Annotated in this window: 17 protein-coding genes, 1 tRNA gene and 1 pseudogene; 8 read left to right on the forward strand and 11 right to left on the reverse strand. The window is 42.0% G+C overall.

The features are described 5' to 3' along the window. Window positions 1–2: 2 nt before the first annotated feature. Window positions 3–1,394, reverse strand: a complete 1,392-nt coding sequence (gene atpD / locus M1L23_RS12670; protein WP_252627810.1) for a F0F1 ATP synthase subunit beta — start codon at window positions 1,392–1,394, stop codon at window positions 3–5. A 199-nt stretch (window positions 1,395–1,593) separates the two neighbouring features. Between atpD and M1L23_RS12675 the strand changes: the two genes are divergently transcribed. The 6 genes and pseudogenes from M1L23_RS12675 to M1L23_RS12700 all read left to right on the forward strand — a co-directional run. After that, the gene (locus M1L23_RS12675) at window positions 1,594–3,075 is read left to right on the forward strand and encodes an amidase (RefSeq protein ID WP_252627811.1); all 1,482 of its coding nucleotides are present in this window, start codon (window positions 1,594–1,596) and stop codon (window positions 3,073–3,075) included. Between the two features lie 174 nt (window positions 3,076–3,249). Continuing rightward, window positions 3,250–3,326, forward strand: a tRNA-Arg gene (locus M1L23_RS12680). A 293-nt stretch (window positions 3,327–3,619) separates the two neighbouring features. After that, entirely contained in the window at window positions 3,620–4,450 is an 831-nt protein-coding gene (locus M1L23_RS12685; RefSeq protein ID WP_252627812.1) for a hypothetical protein, read from the forward strand. A 207-nt stretch (window positions 4,451–4,657) separates the two neighbouring features. Beyond that, window positions 4,658–5,257, forward strand: coding sequence for a restriction endonuclease subunit S (locus M1L23_RS12690; protein ID WP_252627813.1), 600 nt, complete (start codon window positions 4,658–4,660; stop codon window positions 5,255–5,257). Between the two features lies 1 nt (window position 5,258). Next, entirely contained in the window at window positions 5,259–6,515 is a 1,257-nt protein-coding gene (locus M1L23_RS12695) for an N-6 DNA methylase (protein ID WP_252627814.1), read from the forward strand. A gap of 17 nt (window positions 6,516–6,532) precedes the next feature. Then, window positions 6,533–7,132, forward strand: a pseudogene (locus M1L23_RS12700) (type I restriction-modification system subunit M N-terminal domain-containing protein); the annotation flags it as partial. Window positions 7,133–7,499: 367 nt separating this feature from the next. Here M1L23_RS12700 and M1L23_RS12705 read toward each other — a convergent pair. Together M1L23_RS12705 and M1L23_RS12710 are read right to left on the reverse strand one after the other, a co-directional pair. Beyond that, a complete protein-coding gene (locus M1L23_RS12705) occupies window positions 7,500–8,408 on the reverse strand; it encodes a S1 family peptidase (protein WP_252627815.1) in 909 nt (302 codons plus the stop codon). Between the two features lie 155 nt (window positions 8,409–8,563). Then, window positions 8,564–8,971, reverse strand: coding sequence for a hypothetical protein (locus M1L23_RS12710; protein ID WP_252627816.1), 408 nt, complete (start codon window positions 8,969–8,971; stop codon window positions 8,564–8,566). Between the two features lie 205 nt (window positions 8,972–9,176). Here M1L23_RS12710 and M1L23_RS12715 point away from each other — a divergent pair, with 205 nt between their 5' ends. Further along, a complete protein-coding gene (locus M1L23_RS12715) occupies window positions 9,177–10,094 on the forward strand; it encodes an IS5 family transposase (RefSeq protein WP_252627817.1) in 918 nt (305 codons plus the stop codon). A 71-nt stretch (window positions 10,095–10,165) separates the two neighbouring features. Here M1L23_RS12715 and M1L23_RS12720 read toward each other — a convergent pair whose 3' ends face one another. From M1L23_RS12720 to M1L23_RS12755, 8 genes are read right to left on the reverse strand one after another with little or no spacing between them, the layout of a single operon-like run. Then, complete coding sequence (locus M1L23_RS12720) at window positions 10,166–10,993, reverse strand: M48 family metallopeptidase (RefSeq protein ID WP_252627818.1); 828 nt, start codon at window positions 10,991–10,993, stop codon at window positions 10,166–10,168. A gap of 5 nt (window positions 10,994–10,998) precedes the next feature. After that, entirely contained in the window at window positions 10,999–14,289 is a 3,291-nt protein-coding gene (locus tag M1L23_RS12725) for a type I restriction endonuclease subunit R (protein WP_252627819.1), read from the reverse strand. Next, complete coding sequence (locus M1L23_RS12730; protein WP_252627820.1) at window positions 14,286–16,187, reverse strand: ATP-dependent nuclease; 1,902 nt, start codon at window positions 16,185–16,187, stop codon at window positions 14,286–14,288. The genes M1L23_RS12725 and M1L23_RS12730 overlap by 4 nt, the downstream gene beginning before the upstream one ends. Next, a complete protein-coding gene (locus M1L23_RS12735; RefSeq protein ID WP_252627821.1) occupies window positions 16,184–17,941 on the reverse strand; it encodes a hypothetical protein in 1,758 nt (585 codons plus the stop codon). The genes M1L23_RS12730 and M1L23_RS12735 overlap by 4 nt, the downstream gene beginning before the upstream one ends. After that, the gene (locus M1L23_RS12740; protein ID WP_252627822.1) at window positions 17,938–19,674 is read right to left on the reverse strand and encodes a HEAT repeat domain-containing protein; all 1,737 of its coding nucleotides are present in this window, start codon (window positions 19,672–19,674) and stop codon (window positions 17,938–17,940) included. The genes M1L23_RS12735 and M1L23_RS12740 overlap by 4 nt, the downstream gene beginning before the upstream one ends. Window positions 19,675–19,684: 10 nt before the next feature. Further along, complete coding sequence (locus M1L23_RS12745) at window positions 19,685–20,878, reverse strand: restriction endonuclease subunit S (RefSeq protein WP_252627823.1); 1,194 nt, start codon at window positions 20,876–20,878, stop codon at window positions 19,685–19,687. Continuing rightward, window positions 20,868–22,388, reverse strand: a complete 1,521-nt coding sequence (locus M1L23_RS12750; RefSeq protein WP_252627824.1) for a type I restriction-modification system subunit M — start codon at window positions 22,386–22,388, stop codon at window positions 20,868–20,870. Before M1L23_RS12750 ends, M1L23_RS12745 begins: the two co-directional genes overlap by 11 nt. A gap of 53 nt (window positions 22,389–22,441) precedes the next feature. Further along, window positions 22,442–23,059, reverse strand: a complete 618-nt coding sequence (locus tag M1L23_RS12755; RefSeq protein WP_252627825.1) for a restriction endonuclease subunit S domain-containing protein — start codon at window positions 23,057–23,059, stop codon at window positions 22,442–22,444. A 233-nt stretch (window positions 23,060–23,292) separates the two neighbouring features. Here M1L23_RS12755 and M1L23_RS12760 point away from each other — a divergent pair, with 233 nt between their 5' ends. Beyond that, the gene (locus tag M1L23_RS12760) at window positions 23,293–24,072 is read left to right on the forward strand and encodes a hypothetical protein (RefSeq protein WP_252627826.1); all 780 of its coding nucleotides are present in this window, start codon (window positions 23,293–23,295) and stop codon (window positions 24,070–24,072) included. Window positions 24,073–25,179: the final 1,107 nt, after the last annotated feature.

Below are 25,179 nucleotides of genomic sequence, written 5' to 3' on the forward strand. Positions count from 1 at the left end.
GCTTACGTCTTACTCGCTGAAGTTTTATCTGTCAGCGGCCCAATCATGTAATAGTCCATTTCATAATCATGAAATTCGGTTTGTTCTAAAATGGTTTCGCAACCCGCCAAAGTTTGTTCAATGGTTACGCGCTTGCCTGCGTTGCCGGTAAATACCTCGGTGGTATAAAACGGCTGAGTTAAGAACCGCTCTAAACGCCGCGCTCGGGCTACCACCGCTCGGTCGGAAGCCGACAGCTCTTCTAACCCAAGCATGGCAATAATGTCTCGCAGCTCTTCATATTCGGCCAAGGTACGGCGTACCGCGCGGGCAATATCGTAATGGCGTTGGCCAACAATAGCCGGTGTAAGCATCACCGAGTTTGAACCTAAGGGATCAATGGCAGGATACAAGCCTTCACTGGCACGTTTACGCGACAGCACTACCGAAGCCGACAAATGCGAGAAAATATGGGCCGCAGCGGGGTCAGTAAAGTCATCAGCAGGAACATAAACCGCCTGAATAGAAGTAATAGCACCATTTTTTGTTGACGTAATACGCTCCTGCAGGCCTGCCAGCTCGGTGGCTAACGTAGGCTGATAACCAACCCGCGAAGGCATACGCCCCAACAAACCCGACACTTCCGAGCCCGCTTGCACAAAGCGGAACACGTTGTCCATCAGTAAGAGCACGTCTTGTTTTAAGTCATCGCGGAAATACTCCGCCATAGTTAGCGCGGTTTTACCTACCAAAAAACGTACGCCTGGCGCCTCGTTCATTTGCCCGAATAACATCACGGTTTTATCGCGTACGCCTGCGTCGCCCATTTCTCGGTATAGCTCTTCTGCTTCCCGCGAACGTTCGCCAATACCACAAAACAAGCTCACACCTTTATAGTGCTGCACGGTATTATTTATAAGCTCGGTAATAAGAACGGTTTTACCCACCCCTGCACCACCAAACAAACCTGTTTTGCCTCCACGCTCAATAGGCGACAACAAATCAAGGGCTTTAATACCGGTTTCTAATACTTGGCCTTGCACCACCCGCTGTTCAAGTGGCGGTGGCATACGATGAATGGAACGTTTTAATTCTGTGGCTGGGTTTGGTTTACCGTCGAGCGACTCACCAAACACATTTAGCATGCGCCCTAACACAGCCTCGCCCACGGGTACTTGAATAGGCGCACCTGTTGCCTGAACTTCAGCGCCTAAACCCAACCCGCGCACTTGCGCTAAAGCTATGCAGCGCACAACGCCATTATTAAGCAGAGCGGCAACTTCTAACGCAATATCACCCACCCGAAGTAATTCTTGCACACGGGGTGCTAGGCCTTCGAAGCGAACATCGACCACACCACCACGAATTTTAACCACTCGGCCAGTTTTTAATTCTGCTTGTACTGCATTCGACACGTTACACCACCTAGCTTAGCAACTGTTTTCGTTTCACTTGTTCTTTAACTAGAGTACAGGGTTTACCTATATTAGGTAATGATAATAACCTAATACTAAAGTAGCGCTGTTGTTTAAAATCATTAATTTTAGCTATGCTGTTACTTCAATTTAGGCTTTGCAGTGAGATTAGGCCTGCCAACAAGATAAGGGATGAATCATGAACTTTTTAAGCGCAACTGAAATAGCACAACAAATAAAAAGTGGCACCTTAACATCCACCGCTATTACCCAGCATTATTTGCAGCGCATTGAACAACACAACAATACGCTACATGCCTATGTGTATATCGACAGCGCCGCGGCACTACGAAAAGCCACCGAATGTGACCGTATTTATGCCGACACTAAAGCTAACGGCCATTCAATTGAAAGCCTTGGTCCGCTTTTCGGGGTGCCTATTTGCATTAAAGAAAGTTTTTTGTGGCTTGGTACCGCCACCACCCTAAATTACCCACCCATGAAAAACTTTAAAGCCAGCAACACATCATATTTAGTGCAACGCTTATTAGACGCCGGCGCTATTATTCTTGGGAAAACCAACGTGCCTACGCTGTTAGCCGACATACAAACGGCTGGGCCACTGTACCCCACCTGCAACAACCCTTACGACTTAACCCGCACCCCAGGTGGCAGCACCGGCGGGGGCGCAGCTGCGTTAGCCGCCGACCTAACCTCGCTTGAACTTGGTAGCGACATTGGTGGGTCAATTCGTAACCCCAGTAATTTTTGCGGCTTGTTCGGCCTTAAGCCCACAGAAAACGGCCACCCGAACGACGGTCATTTACCACCACTACCTGCTGAAGTAAGCGGCAACACCATTGGCCTAAGCGTACTCAACAATACCGGCCCATTAGCCCGTAGCGCCCATGACTTGGAACTCGCCTACAAGGTGCTATACCAACCCGACTGGCAACAATTACAGCATTTGCCCGTTGCTCGCCCGCAAAATATAAGCACCAACTTGAAAGACTATAAGTTTGCCTATTTCGACAGCCTATATGGCATTCATGCGGGAAAAGAAGCCTGCGCCGGCTTACAAAAAACCATTCAACTACTCGAAGCCCAAGGCGCTAGCGTCGAGAAAACCGCCATACCCGAAGCCCTTGCTGAACGCATATTCAAAGTGTGGGGCTGTTTATTTGGCTTTATGATGGGACAAAACTTAAGCTGGCCTATTCGGAAGCTGTTCTACTTACAGTTTAGAAACACCCTGAACCAGTCGAGCTTACCCGCCAAAAAAGAGCTCAAGCTCGGCCTTTCCCTCGACTTTATGGCCTTCAACCAAGCCTTAGCCGAGCGCCAAGCAATTATTGCCGAGCTAAACGAAACCTTTGCCCCCTTCGACGCCGTATTAAGCCCAACTTCTATGGGCCCAGCTTTTGAACACAACCCCAAGCACAACCCCATTGCCCTTGATGGCAGCACCATGCCCTACTTAGACTACTGCTTACCCTTCGTCGCATTATACAATTTAAGCGGCCACCCAGTACTTACCGTACCTTCAGGGTTAAGTGAAAGCGGTTTGCCCGTTGGCATATCTATTTCAGCACCACACCACTGCGAAACCAGCCTGCTGCAAATAGGGAAATTACTTGAAAACCAGGGCTTAACATTCATTCCGCCCACGCAATTCCAATAAATACTACGGCGGCCACTAGACATATGCCGCCAAATTCCATAGAATCCACGCCTGTTTGCAATCTCTTACTTGTAAACAATGCGCCCGTAGCTCAGCTGGATAGAGTGCACCCCTCCGGAGGTAAAGGTCCGACGGCAAATCGGCGTTGAGAGTAGAAGTCAAAATTTGAAATAAGCACCCGTAGCTCAGCTGGATAGAGCGCTGCCCTCCGGAGGCAGAGGCCAGAGGTTCGAATCCTCTCGGGTGCGCCATCAAAGGCTTTCAGAGCATTTCCCCTGCAAATTCCATTACTTTTTTTCTTATGAGTTGAGGTCACCCTCAAATCGCGGATGACCTTTGCCCTAATTCACTAAAATTCGCCTGGAAAATGCCCGTGACAAATCCGTGACAAATCCGTGACAGAATTTTCAGGTCGGATTTTTGGGGTGTGATTTTTTGACCTTTACCCTCCTTTTCCGTAATGACGTTTTGCCTGGCTAATATTTGCTCAAACCTAAATAGTTTTGTAACGTCGAGGAATAGATAAAAGTGTAGTCAGAGACATATGAATAAGCATCATTACACCACCATTCAAACACTCGCATTGATACTCGAATCAAGAAAAATACGATTCAATCGCCTAACTAACGTGGATGACATTCAAGAGTCACGAAATTATGGCAAGCATGATCTCTCTAAATTCATTTACATTAGCTGTTGGACCACTAGCAATGAGGAAAGTATTCCGCTCTGGAAGATGTATACGCCTGATATGCAGGGAGTTCGGCTTACATTCGAAGATCAGCCTTTTCTTATGAGAAGGCTCGACCCAAACGAAATGCCCGGATTAGATATGCAGATATCCGACGATATCTTATCGCCCATGACTCTGAGGCAAATGATGTCCGAACAATGCTTCATAATTCCCAGCTTTTTAGCTAGAGATCATTTTGGGAAACATGTCGAATACGTCGACGATGTATCAGGTATTTACGAAAACGCTGTCGAACTAAAAATTGAGGAAGATGGCAAGGCTTCCTTGACTATTAGCGAGTTTGACAGTTTAGCCATTCATAAAAGCAAGATCTGGTCCTTTCAAGAAGAGTTTCGTTATAAATTAATTGCATTCCCCCCACCTCAAGACGGCTATAGCTCTAAAAGAATCAGCGAAATATCAAATGCAGCGATTACCGCGATATACCGCGCAAACCCGCCGACAATAGAGTACATAGAACTTGATATATGCCCCCAAAAACTTCAGAGCTTGGTCGTTACATTGGGGCCACTCTGTTCATACGCTGATGAACTTCTCGTTAAAGCGCTTCTCGATAAATACTCACCAACGTCTGAGCTAAGAAAAAGCAATCTGAGCGGCCAAATCAGAAAGCAATCCTAGCAGAACCGTTTGCTAAGTCTTTCGGTACAGTTTTATTTTATCAGAGGAGCCTCTTTACCGGATGGTAACAACTATATTAAAAAGACCTCCACCCCAAAAAATGAAATCGTAAAATAAAAATAATTTGAAATATTCCTTGATCAAATCTGAAAGCGCGCCTAGAATATTCGTAAATCAATAATGATTTGTAACTTGGAGGAAAAACAAATGAGCGAGGTAACTATCAATTCAGTATGTGAAACTATCTTTACAGGTATTCCAAGCAACCTAATTCAAAAAGCAGAGCCATTTGATGCGACGCATCAAATGATTGCAGGCTCAACGCTAAGTCAGGCTGGTGAGCTGATTCAAGAAAATCTACAACCTATCGAACTAAACGATGCGAAGCCGTCTGCAAAGTTTGAGCTAAAAGCAGGTGACGTTGTGGTGTTAACCCGCGGCAATTCGTTTCGGGCGGCTATCATTGACTCTGACCTAACCAAATTGAAACTTATACCGTCAGCCAATCTAGTGGTGCTACGCCCTGATGCATCCAAAGTTAAGCCAACTGTGTTGGTTGTTCACTTGAACTCCGCACATGGTCAAGCGCAAATGGAGCAACTTGCAACCGGTACCACTATCAAGAATGTACCTGCCAACAAGCTAAAAGAAATGCAGTTAAAATTACCTAGCGCGGAACATCAACAACAGATTGAAGATTTATTCTTCGCAAGCAATCAAGCTTATATGGCTGGTATTGCAATGGTTGAGCAGGAGCGTAAAGTGGCTATGGCTAAGGTAAGCGAGCTAATGCAGGGAGGTGTGTAAGATGGCTATTAATCAGCAGTTAAATAAGTTAATCGACCAGACGCGTGGTGAGCTAAAAGAAGACCAGACCTTAGCGTTAGCGACCATCTTACTTTACATCAAATCTAAAGACGCGAATGCCATAGATGTGCTTCAGCGCATGGGGCTAGCGAACCAGAAAACTGCCCTGAAGGAACTACTGAGCACTCATTCCGAAGCAGCTGATCACTCAGCTATTCAAGCGCTCGAATACGCTCGCAACGAAGCAGTGTCAGCTTTAATCACTTTTACCGGTCACCTCGAGGATGTGAATCTCGCAAGCCAAGCTATTCGTGATGCCTTTGTGAACTCTCGTTCGATAACCGAGCATGTCTCGAACGCCAATGAAGTAAATTTGATTCGTAGCTTGGTCCAGCTTAAGCCATCCGATCACGTGCTCGATCCCGCTGGTGGTATCGGTAACCTTTTAGCTTCACTGCCAAAAGCGAGTGCTGAGCTACAAGAGCTCAACCCTGATACAGCGACCATTTGCCGATTGCTTACTAGTATCGAGAACAAGAGCATCTCTGTCCACGCAGGCAATAGCCTTATTCAGCCCGTGTTTAAAGAATTGAGTGCCGATTATGTGGTTATGACGCCCCCGCTTGGACTTCGGTTTGGTCGTGAGCAAATCAACAAAATTAAGTCAGCTCCTTACCTACTTTCACAAGAATCACAATCGACCATCCCTATGACAGCTGGTGATAGCTTATGGCTGCAATTAGCTTTGTGGGCACTTAACGACACCGGCAAGGGATATATTTTCTTACCCAAAGGTTGGTTATTCCGTGGCGGCTATGATGCCCAGGTACGTGAGTACTTTATCGAAAATGAGCTGATTGACGCTGTTGTTCAACTGCCAAGTAAATTCTTCAACCACACCGCAATTGCTCCTGTGTTTATTATTTTGAATAAGGCCAAGAAGAAAGGTACCCCTGTCCGCTTTATTGACGCCGAAGCGACACAAGATGACGCAGGTATTGATTACCATTTAAGCGCGGAGCACATAGCCGACATCGTGCGGCTAATCACAACTGCGGAAACAGACGACCCGCGTGTTACCGAGAAGTATGCGCCAGAAATCCGTGAACAGGATATGAGCCTTGCTGTGAATCGCTACATTACGCCGCAAACACATATTGAAGAGATAAATTTCGAAGCTGAGTCAGCGAAATTAAAACAACTAGAAAATATCTACGCAGAAGCCAAGCGCCAACTTTGCGCTCTGCTCGACAACTAATTAAAGGAGAGATGAATATGGATCAGAGTGTACACAACAAACTTATTTCATTTATTTGGGGTATTGCCGACGACTGCTTACGAGATGTCTATGTTCGCGGCAAATATCGCGATGTCATTCTCCCTATGGTGGTGCTGCGCCGTTTAGACACCCTGCTCGAGCCAAGCAAAGATGCTGTGTTAGAAGAGGTTAAATTTCAAAAAGAGGAGATGGGCGCCACAGAACTCGACGATGCACCGTTAAAAGCGGCCAGTAGTTACGTTTTTTACAACACGTCTAAGTGGACGCTCAAATCGCTGTTCAATACTGCCACGAACAACCAGCAAATTCTCCTCGCTAACTTTGAAGAATATCTGCTTGGTTTTAGCGACAACGTAAAAGAAATCATCGAATGCTTTAACCTGCACGCGCAAATTCGCCACATGGCGTCAAAGCAAGTGCTGCTCGATGTCGTCGAAAAGTTTGTTTCTCCTTACATTAACTTAACCCCCGAGGTAGCTGAAGATCCAGACGGGAATAAAATGCCTGCCCTGACTAACCTCGGCATGGGTTATGTATTTGAAGAGCTAATTCGTAAGTTCAACGAAGAAAACAACGAGGAGGCTGGTGAACATTTTATAATGTCATCTTCATATTTATCTAACGAATGCCACCTTCAAAATGCAGCTTAAACTGTTACCCCTTAAAGCTGCTGATTGATGGCATTTAATTGACCACCTAATAGCAACTCCAACTTACCAGTCATTACAAATCTATCGAACTACTCATCGCAGCGAACTTAACTCTTAAATCAAAATCCTATTCTGATAGCAGTTCTTACATTGTCAAAGTCGTAAATAAAGAATAACTACATTCATAATGTTACTTTGCTAATAGCAGACCATTAGATCCAACGAATTAATGCCCCAAAGAGTGAGAGGTCTTTAACTATTAACTCGGGGAATTACCAAATTCAACCATTGGTATAGGCTTCGTCCTATATGATTAGGTTTTTATATTAGATGATATCTCGTTAATCCGATTTCCTATTACCGCAGCTAGCTCTTTGATAGTAGATGCGGGGTGCGCGATGCCTAAAGACAGGTTTGTTTGGTATTCAGCCATTGGCTTTTCAAAAGTAGGAATTTCAATCACTTTTATTTCACCATGTTGGGTTTTGTTCAAAGTGCCCCAGATGATACCTGCTAACTTTATACGAACCCCAAAACTTAAATTGGTAGTGGACGTTTTATACGCAGGCATCTCATAGCGGAAGACTGGAGAGCCACTGGAACCGCCAAAAATGGGCATATCCACTAAGAACTCCCTTTTACCATTAAAATTCGTAAGCATATTAGTTGCTGTATGACCAACGCGACTAATTGGCATATTGTTGATACTGTCCCATAATCCCGTTGGATATCCGCAAACCATTATTTGTTCAACATGAGCCACTGTAGCCGCTTCTGGTTCTGTCATTAAGTAACTGCTGTCTAGAACATGAGCCCTAACCTTGGAGCTACCATGTAATCGCGACATAAATATATTCGATATTTCAATAGCGCATAAATCGATTCCAGCATCAGGGTGCGGAAAATAGTTATTAACTTCAGGTGCCAAGTTGCAGATTAAATCAACATGGTGAGTTAAATCACTCCTGTCGCCGGGTTGCATCCCTTTGTCCATATCATTTAAGTTATTACTGCTTGTAATCGTAAAATTGATATAATCATATCCTTCAACAACATGCTTGTTGGTCATTATGACAACTTTTGAACAAGCAATATCACCGTTATCTGCGCGATAGAAAAAACCTGTTCCAACTGAGCTTGGCTTCTCATTCTTTTTACCCGCTAAAATGCGAACTGTACTCAGCACAGCAGCATCATTTTCTGGTACTGATACTTGACTCATTGAAGTTATCCTTTATTGTTTGAATATAGTTGAGTTGATTGAGACAAACTGAGCAATATAGTTATTTTCTGCCAAAAATAACTAGAGCGACCGACAACTAATCGCCTAAATCTGACGTCCATTTAGCTGGATGATTGCTGAAACTGGTGATCGCGTTAAAGTACAGCTGGTGGTAAGCAATCAGAGCTCAAATTCCTCTTAGCTAAGAATGATATAATGCTGTTATACTCATTAAAAACCCTGTTAAAAACGTTATTTTTATAACGCTTTTGTCTAATCGTAGTCTTGAGTCTCTGGATCTCATCAGCAGGAATAGTGCCTGTGACTATGCCCTCAACATCAACACATATCTTATCTACAGCATCAATAAAGTCCTGATCCCGTTTCTCCAATATAGATGTTTCTAATCTTATCGCAGTTTCATAAAGCTTGATGCGGTTTTTACTTTTATAGAGAGGAATATCAAGCTGAAAAGCTCGTTTCGATTGCGAAAGCAAAATCAGATACTCGATTACGAATTCCAAATCCGAAACACTTATTTTAGTTGAAGTTGGTTTAGTCATTAGCTCACAAGATAAACGTTATTTTTATAACGATTATATTAAGGTGCAAAATCTAATCACGCAAGGCTGAGACAAAATTCTTTGATAAGAATACGTTTGTGTTTAAACATTACTAACTGATTCAGGTGGCCTTGTTGAACAAATAGGGAACTTTCTCGATTAGCGTTGATCAGATCGCCAAACCACGCTGATACTGGACACCGCAATGAGCAAAGCAAAATACCGAGTTAAAAACTGGTCTGAATATAACAAAGCCCTTAAACAACGAGGCTCAGTGACGTTCTGGCTGGACGAGAAAGCTATCGCTCAGTGGTGGCATGATACACCAAACGGCAAACGTGGCAGAGACCTGACATACAGCGACCAAGCTATCGTCACGTTCATGATGCTTCAGGCTGTGTATAAACTCAGCTTGCGCAGTACCGAAGGTTTCTTAAACTCCTTGTTTAAGTTGATGGATGTGCCGCTAAAAAGCCCTGATTACATCAGTGTCAGCAAGCGGGCTCGCACGGTAAAGGTGAAAATACCACGCCCGTCAGGTCCTGTAGCACACGTGGTGTTTGATGCGACCGGACTAAAAGTATTCGGTGAAGGCGAATGGAAAGTGCGCAAGCATGGCCAGGAAAAGCGTCGTACTTGGCGTAAACTCCACCTAGGCGTAGACGTCGAAAGCCAACAAGTCGTGTGTGAAGAACTCTCTCTGGTTAATGTCGGAGACAACGAAGTTCTCCCGACGATGCTAAAGAAAATGGGCCGCCGAAAAGTAGGCAAGGTAACCGGTGACGGAGCCTACGACACCAAAGAATGTTACCGGGAAATAGCCCGTAAAAACGCAATACCATGTATACCGCCGCGCAGCAACGCTAGATACTGGCGTGGAGACCACCCGCGAAACGACGCAGTTAAAGCCTTGAAGCAAGGCCAGTTAGCGCAATGGAAGCATGATACCGGTTACCACCAGCGTTCATTAGCGGAAACCGCGATGTGGCGGTTCAAAAGCCTGACCGGCGAGCGGTTGCGTTACCATAGTTACAACGCGCAGGTCGGAGAGGGTTATGTACGGGTCGCCGTACTTAATAAATTAACCCGCCTTGGCATGCCCGTGAGCGAAATGGTGCGTTAACCCCGAGAGGGAGAACGGGGAGTTTACCCTCAGTACTGATTTGATCAACAAGGCCGATTCAGGTGGCTTCATCACTCATTCAAATACATCTCCGCCATATCATCTAATTTGGCTTTAACTTCTTTCCAGTTGGGCATGACCTGCGTTAGCAACCGCCAAAAACGCTCGCTGTGGTTGTGTTCAGCAATGTGGCAAAGCTCGTGTAGTATCACGTAATCAATGCATTCTTTCGGTGCTTTAACGAGGTGAGGGTTGAGCATCAAGTTGCCTTTGGTTGAGCAGCTTCCCCATTGCTTTTTCATTGCCATCACACGAAAAGAAGGAATGCCTGTTACCCAAGTGGCTTTCGGAAGTAGTTCGGCTAGTCGCTCATGAAAAATTGCTTTTGCTTTGTGTTGATACCACTTGTCGATTAGCGGTTTAATTTTCACCAACCGATCATCAATATCTTTACTGACTTCATGCTTGATTGTGACGTTCAATTTGCCTCGGCTTAGCTTCACATTGGGCACTTGCTCAGCATCAGTGATGATCTTTAATACATAGCGCTTACCTAAGTAAAACTGCGTTTCGCCACTCACGTAACGCTTGGGTAAAACCGTATCTTTTTGCTTAGCAAATTCATCAATGCTTTGCCAAATCCATCTGGCACGTTTATGTATGGCATCTTGAATAGCATCATCACTCGCATCATGTGGCACAGTAGCCACAACACGCTGATCAGGGTGAACTTTAATAATTACCTTGCGTGCTGTTTTTTTAGCGTTATCAGCAGGCTTGGTTTTACGAATAACATCATAGTGAATGGAGTCGTTACCATAGGTAAAAACACCTCGTTCACTGGTTGTTGTTCGGCTTTCTTTTGGGGAAATGGCAGCAGCAACGGCTTCTTTAGTCACGCTTGTTAGCCCCTGGCTAAGCCTAAGCGAGTGATCTTGAGCACTTCTTCAATCAACTTTTGAGCATTATCAAGGCCAAGATCAGCAAATAACAGCGGCAACAGTTTCATGTGTATGGCGTTTTCAATCTCCGCAGGATTGATTGAATACTCAGCAACAGCGGTATTCACTACATCATCAATGCTAAACGCCAACTCTACTAATCTGTCGTTATCCAGATCCTTTTCATTCAAGAATTCAGCATCAAATAGGTGCTTAAATAAACCAAAGTAGGCTTGTGCATGTTTATTTAGTTTGCCAGAGTCATCTACAAAGTCATTGGGAACATCAGCGACTTTGCGGTCTTTCACTTCCTGTTCAAAATCTGCAAAAAGGATGTATTGCTTAACAGGCGCATCAAACATCGCTTTGGCATCTTCAATCGCCTTTTTCAGCATCTTAGAAAAATACTCTTGAGCATAAGGATCATCAGCTAAGTCTTGCTCAATCATCTTAGTGATTCGGCCTGTGATTTTATCAGTCTGGTTACGAGCTTCGTCATCGCTCATATCCTGTGGCTTAACGTCTTTTCCTAAATTACCGACCAAATAGGCACCGTCAGGCTCTTTAACTTCAATACCAGCAATATGCTTGTCTAGAAGGCTACGAATATCTTCTGCGTATTCATCATAATTAATGGTTTCGTCAGCATCTTCACGTACTTGTTTACGCAAATCGACAAAGGCTTTTAGGTCACGTTTGTACAAGTCTCGCTTGTTATCGAATGACTTATCTTCAAAGTAGGTTGCTGATTGCAACGCTACTTTCATACAGTTTGAAAATGCAGTTAGTGCTGAATAGAAGTCATCACGCTTTTTAAGATTAGTATCGACAAGCTTGCCATCGACATCTTGCACCTTAGGTGCTAACGCTTGGCGAAGCGCTGGGCCATCTTGTTTGTTTTTAACGCCATCGAATATCTCCCATAAATCGCGGTGTAAACCCGGAAGCTTTTTGTATTCCGTGTCCATGCGGTTATACAAACCTTTCAGATCATCAATATCAAAGCCGCCTTGGGTGCGTTCTGCAAGGTCTTGGTACTTCTCTATGGTGGTATCAAGCTCTTTTAAAATGCCTCGGTAATCAATTAAGTAACCAAACTGCTTTTTACTATGCAATCGGTTTACGCGGGCAATGGCTTGAATAAGGTTATGTTCTTTTAGAGGTTTATCAATATACAGTACGGTGTTCTTTGGCTCATCAAAGCCCGTTAGCAGCTTATCAACAACGATCATGATGTCTGGGCCGTCACCTCTGCCAAAGTCTTCAATAATGGCTTTGGTGTAGGCTTTTTCATCCATTTTATCAACATTGGTTTTCCACCAATTTTGCACAATGTCTTTGCTTTCTTGATCAACTACATCATGCCCCTCACGCGTGTCAGGAGCCGACATCGCCACAACCGATGTAACCGTGCCAATTTTATCTAAAGCTTCTTTATAACGTATTGCAGAGGCTTTAGAGTCACAAGCTAACTGACCTTTTAAACCTTGATGCTTAAAGTTTTGAAAATGGTCGGCAATATCATAAGCAATCAGATCAATTCGACCTTCGGTTTGGTAGATTTGACCTTTTTGAGCAAACTTCTTCTTTAGGTCGGTCTTTTGCTTATCACTTAGTTTGCTAGTGCTGCGTTCAAACCATGCATCAATAGCTTTGTCATTAACGTTCAACTCTGGAATGCGTTCTTCGTATAACAGAGGGGTAACGGTTTTATCTTCAACCGCTTGTTGCATGGTATAAGAGTGAATGATCTTTCCGAATTTGTTTTCAGTCTTATCGTCTTTTAACAGTGGCGTACCCGTAAAAGCAATATAGGCCGCTTTAGGCAGCGTTTGCTGCATACGGATATTATTTTCACCATTTTGACTACGGTGGCCTTCATCCACTAGTACGATAATGTTTGGGCTGTCGTTATAGCATTCTTTATATTTAATCGCTGAGCCAAATTTGTTAATGATCGAGAAGATAACTCGCTCATTCCCTTTACCAATTTGTTCAGCTAAACGCTTGCCAGTTGTCGCCATGGCATCTTTTTTATCTCGGTCAGTTAATACACCACCAGATGCAAAGGTTCTGCTGAGTTGGTCTTCCAAGTCCACACGGTCTGTAACTATGATCACTCGGCATTGTGCAAGCTCTTCAAGCCAAATAAGCGCTTTGGATAAAAACACCATTGTAAATGACTTACCGCTACCTGTGGTGTGCCAAATCACACCACCTTCACGAGCGCCTGAATCATCAAACGTGTTAATTCGCTCAATAAGTGCTTTTATGCCAAATACCTGCTGATATCGAGCTACAATCTTACCAGCTTTTTTATCAAACAAGGTAAACAAGCGAGTCATATCAAGCAGGCGCTCAGGGCGCAGCAAGCTGACAATAAGCCTATCTTGGTCGGTAACGGTTAGGTCACCTGCTGCAACTAATGAAAGGTAGTCATCTTTCGCTTTAGCAGGACGATGATTAAATAGTCCATCTATTTGTTCATCGCTCAACTTATGATTTTTTAGCCTAACAAATTCCGCTTCTGGTATTTGTTCTTCCTTCCACTTCGCCCAAAACTTTTCAGGGGTGCCGCAGGTAGCGTACAGACCTTCATGCCCATTTATCGCTAAGAGCAATTGGCTATAGGCATACAAGTGAGGAATTTCAGCCTGACCTTGATTCCTAATATGCTGAGAAATCGCCTCAGCGTTAGTCGATTTACCTTCTTTATTTGAATCCGGGCGTTTCGCCTCGATCACCACTAATGGCAAGCCATTCACAAAGCACACAATATCTGGAATGCGATTGCCAGTGCCTTCGGCATTTTGAACCACTAACTCTTCAGTAAAATGGAATTGGTTATTATCAATATTGTGCCAATCAATGAGTTTAATGGTGGGGGAGGCTTTTTTCCCGTCTGTAAACTCGGTAACGCTAACGCCATATATCAAAGCATTGTAGATTTTCTCATTAGCCGCTTTTAAACCAAGGTTCATGGCAGGGTTTAGCTCATGCATGACCTTATCAATTGCGGCCTCAGATAATGTATGTTGCTTGCCTGCAAACGAAAACGATTGTTTAGCTAAAAAGGCTCGCAATACAGGGAGTAAAACAACCTGATAAGTGCTTTTCTTTTCGCTAACTAGAGTGTTACCGCGCAACGCTTCACATTCGCTTGGTGGAATGAATGTGTAGCCAAGGTTGGTTAAGAGGTTCAGGGCAGGAATTTTTGCACTAAATTCTTCTTTAAAGTTCGCTATATGATTCATGCAGCGTCCTCTTCAGCGGCATTCTCCTCAGCCTCTGCCAACACACCTAATTGAGTAAATAAATCAGTCAGAGACGGGTAAAGGTTTTCAATATCATCTAAATAATCTACATATGCCAAAAACAATTTTGACGATATCTCTTCGTCGTCATTCGAGCTCCTTAGAAATAGTGAACGACCAAGATGTTCTTCTAGCTTTAAAACAAATTCTTTAATTAAAGGCTTAGACATAACAAGAGCTGTTTGGAAGACTCCGTCTCGCCTCCAAGACCTCATAACGTCTGCGTATTCTAAATCTTCAAATTCAGGTCTATTTCTTTTTTGGCTGTTGAATCTACCTTGTACAGTTTGATTAAGTTCTGAATTAACGTCGCAAATAGTTGTTTCTATATCATCTCTGACTATTGAATCGATCAATTGATTTACATCTGCATGCGGCAAATAGTCAACTAGTGAACAAATAAACCTTTGTAAAATTGGCATGTCGGAAAATAATACTGACTCAATACAGTAGCCATTGTGACTAAATGGAGTACAGTTTTTTCCTTGAATAAGTGATTTAAGGTTTGTATCAATTACATCTGTAGAAAAATCCCTGTCAAAAATTGCATTCCATGTCTTGCCTCTAAGCATAGAACTCAGAGTTCTTTTGTTGTACTCGATTTTTTGAACAATATTATCTTTCCCTCGTAGAGGAAAAAATGTCACATCCTTTAAGCATCCTGATACCTGTGTAATCTCTTTTAGCTTAGAATTTATGTTTTTCAGATACTCAGCGTCATCGGTGCCTTCAACAAACGCAATATGTTTCGCCTGATTAAGCTGTTCTAATGATAAGATAACTCCACCTAATGCTCTTTTTATCGTGTCAAAGCTAGCAGTTGCAATGGGTGGTAACAGTTTCTCAGATTTAGCTTCATCACTAAGAAAGAACACTTCGCCTTCACCTGCATTTGTGACGAATTGGTCATTGTGGCTAATTATAAAGAATTGATTGTCATCTATTCCTCTCAAATGTTTGATCAAATTGCCTTGTAGTTTTGTATGAATATGTGAGTCTGGCTCATCAACCAAGAGTAGCTTTAAGGGAGCTTCTAAGAACTCAACTGTTGAGAGAATTTCCGCGATTTGTAAAAAGCCACTTCCCTGTAGGTGCAAATCTTGTTTTTTCCCGCCTCCAATAGAAACTTTAATTGAGACATATTCATCAGTTCTAGCTCGAGTTCTTGGAGGTAAATCAAACTTAACCTGCTTTTCTAAAATATCTGAAATAGCTTCTTCTAGTTGCTGCAAAGAGTCTCGCTTCGCGATAATCTTATTTCGAAGTACCTCATGAGATAAGCCTTTCTGTATTTTTTTAGTAACTTGCCCCTCGTTAAGGTATGGCTCATATTGTAAAACACCAGCAACAGGTCTTGTCTGGTATATAAATACAGCTTCATCTAAGGTTTTGTTGTTCTCGACAAGTTTTTCTGCAAATCTAATAAAGTCTTCAAAAAAAATCGGGTTAACTCGAAAGAAAGCATTAGATATCGATGATGGTGTTGAGACCTTGAAACCTAGCTTGTATTCTTCATCGTCAATTTTGAGCGTAAGAGACACTTCTGCACCTCTAGCTCTGCCATGATGAAATAGGTCATTGTCGTCTGTAATACGAAGAAAATCTAATTCTTGATAATTGATATACCTATGATTTTCACCCGTTTGATAGAACTTCTTTTTTGAAGCTTGGATATAAGCTGAATAGCATTTTTCCCATAACTGAATTGCCTCAAATATGGTTGACTTACCAGCGCTATTTTCACCAATGATGATATTGAAAGACTCATTTGGAGAGATACTTATCTCATCGAATGCTTTAAAGTTTTTTAAGTGTAATTGTGTTAAACGAATTCTCATTTGAGAGGTCCTTCTACTTCTTCAATATCATCAGATGAATGTTCTTGTTGTACTCGTCTCTGTTTATGGATATCCATAGCAAATTGTGTAGGTATAGGAAGCCTGTAATGTCTGCACCCAGTTAGAATTATTGGCCAAAATGAATACTTAAAAGCACTCATTTCGTATACCTTGTTTGATTCTTCACATTCTTTTTCTATTTGGTCGATTAAATCGCCAGGCTCTCCGTCAATGCAAACATGAGACAGTGTTGCACCGTGCATTTTGTTATATCGATAGAAATGTTCTTCCGATGATTCGTCAAAGAAAAACACTTGAAAATTGCAATGTTCCAAGAACTCTTGTTTTAGTTTTTTGATGATCTTGTGTGGCTCAGTAAGCCCCAAGACAGATGAGTATATAGATATGACAGGGTACAAAACCGAGCCTTTTGTAACGCTTTTTAAATACTCGCTAGAGTTATCTACTGGATGTTCAATCAATTCAGAGTAGCTATTAAGAGTTGATGGGTACTTATCGTTTTTCTTAAATGCTTGATAAATCCCATCAGCGACATTTATAAGCCAGGAATTTATGTCATTCCAATGCACAGGATCTAAAGATAAAAACCAAACAGCCAGAGCTAGGTCAATCGCTTGCTCATCTTTGTAAGGAGAAAACAGAATTGGATTATTTATTATTAACTTCTTAATCGATTCTTGGAGATTTGACACAGAGTGGCTAAGCGACTTAATGTTTGGGTCACTTTCGTCTTTAATTTGTGATAAATACCAATAGGTCCAACAGCCACTGAGTGCCAAGCGCCCTAAAACATCGAAGAGCTTTAGATTGACATCAACAGCACATGACGGCCTTACGGCGTGAGATAATGCATAAAGGTTATCCGCATGTGGAATAATTTTTTCTTCTACGTACTGGCCAGAGATTTGTAGATTCAATCTAAAAATCGAATCTAACGTGGTCAATGTAGAAACGGCTACTTTGTTCTTTTTATCAAATGCAAACTTGGCTGCATCCCAAGCGTTTAATAGGACAAACTCAGCAGATAAAAAGGCGCTTTCAATATTATTCTGTTCTCTGGACCACGAATATAGAATCCACAAACAAAGATAAAGTTGTCTAATACCCATTAAAATCTGTTTGGGTTTTAGGTCCTCTACGTTAGTAAGCCTTATAGCCAACTGAGAAAAATGTTTGAATGATGTTTCAGGTTCATCGATCATTGCCAAGGATTTTCTTAAAAGACCACGGCATTCTTCTGGTAGCAGTTCCTCTCGAAGCATAAATTCCTCAAGGAGAGCAGCTAAGCGATCTCCATTCCATTCCGAAAAGCTTAAATTACTGGTTTTTTGACGTTCTAAGAATAGACTTACATTTGCCCTTACTTCCTCTTTTACATCTCCGCCAAAACATAGACAGATCTCAACGGGCTCATTTTTGTACTCTGATGGAATACGACTAGGAATGAATACGTCGATTATTTCGTTTATTGATGGTCTAAGATCTTGAGGATTACCACTATCCCAATCTTTCCTGTCTAAATCTCCGGACTTTACAGAGAACAAATAAACTTTATTGACAGAGTCGCCATCTATCTTGCCATAAGCTCCAACATCAACACCATATTGACGACTTCCAACTCCTGGCTTTAGAAATACTTCTAGGCCCATCTGCGACAAAAGATCAGGCAGAAGAGCATCAAGCTCACCGCGTTCTTTTAACGATGCTAAGTATTGTCTAATAACTAACTTCATGCTTGGCATCCCTCTGCTTTAAACTGCCATAAAATGTTTTCTAAACCGTGAGGGTCTACGTTATGCATTGAAGCAAACTCAAAAGAGTGGCTGATTTCTTGTAGAGGAATTTCCTGCCTCGTTTTCTGATCACCATGATGTATATAGTGAATAGACTTGTTTCCATATAGCAATACTGACTCATTGCCTGCAAATAGACTGGTGAGAAACGATTTACTGCGAGCCTTTTTCATCGATTCATCCATGAGTTTGTTGTGATGCCGCCAATAAGTGTGTCGGTCACTTTCACTTGGTTTCAGCTCTTCTATTTCTACCGCAGCTCTAATGGAAGTCTGGTAATTTTCGTAGGACGTCAAAACATTATTCGCGAACTGTGCGAGTCTTTTGCATTCAGCCTCTTTTGAACTCTCCATCTGTTCAGTTATGCTTCTGGGATAGCTAATGCACAAAGGGTTAAATACAGCTTTTTCAATTTCATTCAGTTCTGAATCTGGCGCATTTGAAATTAAGGATTCAATAAGACTGATTGCTGTTTTAGGCTGATTGAAAAACCAACCACAAGCTTTTCGAGCTAAATATACGTATACACCTTCACTATCACTAGGGATGCAATTTTCGTCAAAACTCAAAGACAATCCTTTGTCAAAATCTCGAACAAGGTCCAAGCTAAATTTGCATAGATAAATATTTTGGGATAGTAGCCATTTAGTTATGAGTGTTGATAAATACGTATCTTTATAGTTGTGCAGCTCTCTAACGAAACTATCAAACTCCTTTATGGAAACCTTAAAGTTGGTTTGTTGAAAGAACTCATCAAAAAACTTTATGCATGCCTCAAAATCATTACGTTTCAAAATTTTTTCGAGCGCATAATCCAGATTGTTTATTGTGCCGCTGTTTTTTTCTGGAGTATAAATACATATATCAAGTAGTCTCTTTTCAACGTTAAGAGAAACTTTCTCTGCATCATAAAATAGAGTTTCAGAAGCGGCATGAATGAAGTTTTCTCCACGATGCTTAGAATGACAATCAAGAAAACTTAAAAATAACATTTCTATTTTATTAACTCTGCTAGTGAGAGCAAACAACGCACGCAAGCTAGTCGCAAGAGTTTGGTCGTTTTTAGAGGTTTTTGTAAAGTCCATTATCGCATTTACAGCAGCTATGATTTGTTCTTCGTTATCTAAATTCATTCTGCCAAGAGCAAAGATAGACCTTTGCTTAACTAGTTCACACTCTCCACTAATTAAACCAATTGCTTGCTCTACATAATCTGCACTGTCAATTTTAGCCCCTGCAATCAGCGCAGTAGAAACATGATCAAACTCTTTATCCCCTAGAGCCAGTGCGTGTTTTAGCAGCTCCGTAGGCCGAGTTGGTTTATTAGCGCAAAAACTTATAAAGGGAGAGACAAGCATACCCGCAGCCATATCTTGTCCTGCCTCTAGCGTTAAGTGTTTAACACAGTTTGCAGTAATAATAACTGGAGCATCGAGTTCAGGAAGAACTTCTTCAAGCACTCTTCTAACTGAAAAGAAGTCATGCTGCTCGGGGGAGTTCTTGAACTCACTAAACAGGGCTATTAGATCAATTTCTTTATTATTGTGAACTTCAATTAAAGCTGAAGCCAATATCTTGTCGCCTTTTCTATCCTGATAGTAAATCTTTTGGATGAACTCAAAAAAGTTTTCATCCTTGTATGCTTGAATAAGCTGATTTTTGAGGTCTTCCATTTTTAAGCCTTTATATTTTGACTCTTTTCTTGCCAGTTAACAATTGCTGCATCAGTGCTTTCTTTTCTTGCTTTAGGTCAGCAAGTTGTTGTTCTAACAGCTCGGTTTCTTGGTCTGCATTAACTAATACAGAGGCAATTTTTTCCTGTTCTTCAATGGCGGGGAGCAATATTTTAATTTTTGCTAATTCACCAAGATATACTCCTGCTTGAGCTGTTGAGTTAGATTTTCTAACTAACAGATGATTGAAGTCATTAGAACTAAAGAGTTGCATTAGGAATCGATTATCAACACCATCCGATGCTCTTATGATTGCGACACTTCTTTGCAAGGTGAATCTTTCTTTCTTTTCTACAATGGCTACCCTTCCTAAAGTACCAACAACGGTCAGAAGGATATCACCAACGCTAATTTCGTACTTCGCGTGAATTTTTTGATAATCAACTTCACTGATGAAAGGTGCGCCTTCAAAGCATATCTTGTGATTTTTAGTTATGTTAGCGGCTGACAACATCGGAACACCAGTTTCATACCTCTTGTGAGTTCCATGCGTTCCGTCTTTTATAAATTCAGTTATTTGTCCAAGCTTAACTTCTTCCCATTCCCCCTCAAAAGGTTTACCCGACTCATCGAGTAGGCGTTTTTTGCCAGTGAGCAGTTGTTGCATCAGGGCTTTTTTCTGCTGCTTGCTGTTGTCGATTAGGCTCTCGGTGGTGCTAATCGCGTTATCCCAAGTGGAGAGGATTTTAGCGATTTTGCGTTGTTCTGGTAGTGGGGGTAAAGGAAATATCATTTCAGATACAACGCCCCAGTCAGCCCTTGGCATTTTTGAACCAGCGGACTTATTTGCTTCTGAGATAAATTGATTCGTTTGAACAAGCTGAAATAAATATGGGTTAATAATCTTCTTTGTTGGTGAAAAAACCCATATCTCTGATGAGCAAACTCCATCAAAATTTGGTTGAGCATACTTTCTCAAGTATGGCCTCAACTTACCGAAAATTACATCTCCAGCTTTAAATTTGTTTTTGGTACTTCCTAGGTTGGAAGCTGGTACATTGCCAGTTAATTGCCCTGTTTCCTGAACTATGTGCTCTAATTCAATACAAGGAAAGCAAGCTGTCGATTTCTTTGGGTCGTATTTACTTTTTGATAATTTAACAACCTCACCAAACGCTTTATGTTTCCATCCATTAGGCACCATAACCCAACTCCTTTAAGTAGCCTTCCATTTCTACTTCGAGAGTTTGCAGCTCATTTTTAAGCTGAACACGTTCAGTGCGCACCGCTACTAAATCAATCTCAGCTTCTTCTTCAAAGGTATCAACGTAGCGTGGAATGTTTAGGTTAAAGTCGTTTTCTTTTATTTCCTCAAAACTGGCTAGGTAAGCGTATTTATCTACACTTTCACGAGCCTTGTAGGTGTCGATGATTTTTTGAATGTTTTCGTCAGTTAACTGGTTTTGGTTTTTGCCTGATTTAAACTCACGGCTGGCATCAATAAACAATACGTTTTTGTCGGTCTTGTGTTTTTTGAATATCAAGATAGCTGCTGGTATACCTGTACCGAAGAACAATTTTTCTGGCAAACCGATTACGGTATCTAGCAGGTTCTCTTCTATCAATTGTTGGCGGATTTTACCCTCGCTTGAGGCGCGAAACAGCACACCATGCGGCACGACCACACCCATACGGCCTGTTTCAGGTTTAAGCGTTTCAATCATGTGACTGATAAACGCATAGTCACCTTTGGTTTTTGGTGGAATGCCACGTCTAAAGCGCCCATAAGGGTCATTGCTGGCATCATCATGCCCCCACTTATCAAGTGAAAATGGAGGGTTGGCCGTAACTACGTCAAAGTGCAGTAAGCTGTTTCCGTCTTTCTCTTTTAGTAGCGGATTACGAATGGTATCGCCCCATTCAATACGGTGGTTGTCTTCACCGTGAAGAAACATGTTCATTTTGGCGAGCGCCCAAGTTGAACCAATGGCTTCTTGCCCAAATAAGGCGTATTTTTTTGAGCCAGAGTTTTTACGTACCATAGCGCCACATTTTAGAAGCAATGAGCCACTGCCTGTACACGGATCGCAGATTTGGTCGCCTTCAACTGGCTCTAAAATCGTTGCTAAAAGGGTTGATACCTCTGGTGGAGTATAGTATTCACCAGCGGTAGCACCACTGCCAGCCGCAAAGTGTTTGATAAGGTATTCATAAGCGTTACCGATAATATCTAAGCTGCCGACACGCTCTGAGCTTAGGTTTAAAATGTCTTTACCAAAGTCTTCTAACAAGTGGCGCAGCAAATCATTCTTTTGCTTTTCTTGACCTAGGCGATCTGTGTTAAAGCTGATATCTTGGAATACGTTTTTAAGCTTGCTGCCGTTGGCTTCTTCAATAGCGTGTAAGGCTTTATCGATTCGCTCACCGTTGCCTGCTTCATAACGCTTTTCGTATAAGTCCCAAAAGCTAGCGCCTTCTGGCAACACAAAGCGTTGCTTCGACATCATGGCGTGGATTAGATCTGGGTTATCACCATACTGAGTAATAAGCTTATTATATTCGTCTTTGTAAACATCAGAGATGTATTTTAAAAACAGCATAGTGAGGATGAAGTCTTTATAAGTATCGGCACTAATCACACCACGGAAGGTGTCGCAGGCATTCCACACCGCTTTGTTAATATCGTCCTGATTGATTTGGTTGGTTTTGGTCATATTTTTTAGTCCTTGTTATTAATTTTTAAATCTGTTTTGTTTTAGGCTCTCTTTCAAACGCATGAGCTTTCAAGTGCGTGAATAGCAATGGCTTCTAGTTGTTGCTGTCTATTTTCAATCAGCTTTTGTAATACTTTTTGCTCTCTAACAGCGCAGCGGTGCATTGCAGCGAGTTGTTTTTGCTTCTCAAACTTAAGCACCTTAATGGGCACATTCTCTAATACTTGCCTACGAATACTTAGGTACATTGAACCCTCGGCAGTCGCTTTAAAATAACGCTGTGCAGGTTGTTGGTTAAGTTGCCAGCATAAGAAGTCGGGCACGATCACATCTTTAAATTCAGGCTTTAAACGCACCACAAAAAAGTGTGGTGAGCAAACTGTGCGCTCTAATACCTGTTCTACTAATACGCTGTAATGTTTTGCCCCTTTAGCGACAAATAACACATCACCATTTTGCAACCAGTCAGGTTGTTTTTTCGTCATTAATACGGTTTCAACCATAGTGTATTGGTTGATCTCACCCGTTGGCTCGGTATCCCTGACTTGAACAACATTTACGTCACCATTGTCGTATTGCTTTACGGTGCCACGAAAGGGGTGGCCTAAGCGGATATCGGCAATATCACACAGACGCAGCTCTTCAGTAGCTTGGCGCATTTTTGCATTCATGAACGTTAAGCCTTGGTTGTGTTCAGCAAACCGATTTCTCCAAAAAGCAAATAAACGCCAATGGGATATGACCAACTGGCGTTACAAAATCGGAATTAATTTAATGAAAATTATTGTGGCTGACATTATTAGCTAGGTCAATTTATTTTTGCAGTTATCAAATACTGCAATTTATTGCTGACTTCTCAAATACACACGCTTATATTTTGCAGTATTGTAATGGAGCATTAAATTTGAGTGGCAATTATCCCAAAGTTGTAAAACAAACTGTAAATTTAGGCAGCCTGCCTTACGTATCGACCGTTGATGAAAAAGGTCAACGCACTATCGCTTTTCATGAAGATCACATTGTTGAGCGTTTCCCTAGAGTGTTATCACTGGTTCGAATTCAGGACGCTCTCGAAATCAATTTATTCTTAGAGCACAGATATAAAGGGCTTTTTATGCCGCCTAAACGTGGCGGCAAAAAGAACCCTCTTGGTGGCGTGTCGCTTATTACTGTGCAGTCATTAGCAAATTCGATGAGTTTGTTTTTGCAATGGGTTGAGAAGAATAACGTGGACTGGCATGAGGTTTATGCCATAAGTGACAGTGATAAAGCGAAATATTGGCTTCCTGTGTACCGCTATCGCAAGCACCTTATAGAACAAGTGATTGCTAAGGATATCGACCGAGATACGGCAAACCTATACATCAACCATGTTAGGCAGTTTTACGAGTGGGCAAGAAAGCAACGCAGAATTGATAAAGTGCCATTCAAATATAAAACTAAGGTCATTAAGAAAAAGCGCAAAGATGGCGGTTTAGATTTGCTGTTTACCGACTACGGGAGTGAGGAAAAAGGCTTTACCATTACCACGACTGATTTGCTGATCCCTAAAAAGTATAAGCAAAAGAAATCAGGCGATGCAGGCTTATCACCTTACAGCCAAGATGAATTGAAGCTGCTCTATTCCAGCAAGGAACTGACAAAGCAAGGTGCAAAATTGCGAGTGGATTTAGCTGTGCTGTAATCCCCCCGAAAAATCGGAGCAGTTATAAGTAGAAAATTCCGTTAAACTAATTCTATTGGCGCGCCCTATTCACAATCGATTTGACTGTTTAAACTCTATCGTTGCAGCCCCTTCGTTATTACGCGGGCATAACCCAAGCTCACAAGTTTTGTGACGTTCAGGCTTCAGCGTCATCTTACGCTTTTGTCCCCTTTGGGGCGCTTAGAACAATTAGGTTTTTAGCTATGATTTTAGTAAAGTGGGTGTTAAGACAAACCAAATGAGGATACCGCTATGAGTGAGTACCTTTTACTCTTACCACTTCTAATTCCAATCGCAGGGTTTGCGTTTGTAATTTGGGCCTGGATAAAAGGCTACATAAAGTCATAAGCCAACCGGCCAAGATAATTGTCGGAAAACCGGCCAAGGTAATTGACGCTGGATACCTACCTTATCTCCCCCGAATTATTGGCAAGCTATCATCTATGCCGTCTTACTTTTCACAAAAAGAACAAGCTCTTGTCCTCTCTCCGATCAATTATTCTTGTTTTTCTCCTAAATAGTGTCGAATATTTTCAACAATGAAACTCAGGATTTTTATACCTGTATAAATTTAATGTTGTAGGGTAAGGGTCAGAAAAATTCTCTTTTGCAAAATATGGCTGTGACATAAATCGGGGTAAACAGATCACAAATGGACAATAAAACGCTATAAAAATAGAAGATTCAGGCTTGTAACACCTTGATTTAACAAGCAACACCAATTAACACCATTAACCCACCCTACCCTCCGGAGGCAGAGGTCACAGGTTCGACTCCTGTCGGGCGCGCCATACAAGGCTTTCAGAGCATTTCCCTTTTAGTTACACCCTATTTTATCTTTATGAGTTGAAGTCGTCTTAAAACTACTGATGACCTTTACTTAAAAGCACCTAAAAACCCCGAAAGTATATCCGTGACACATGCGTGACAAATCCGTGACAGATTTATCTACGTGCTTTTGTTACCAACGGAGTAAAATTGATCCACTGACAACGGTTTAAAAGTGATCCACCTGAGGCATCATAGCCGCACTTTTCAATAAGACAAGGCGGCCTAACATGCTAACTCAGGAGCAACTAGTGGACA

The organism is Aliidiomarina quisquiliarum, assembly GCF_023922585.1.
GTDB classification, from domain to species: Bacteria; Pseudomonadota; Gammaproteobacteria; order Enterobacterales; family Alteromonadaceae; genus Aliidiomarina; species Aliidiomarina quisquiliarum.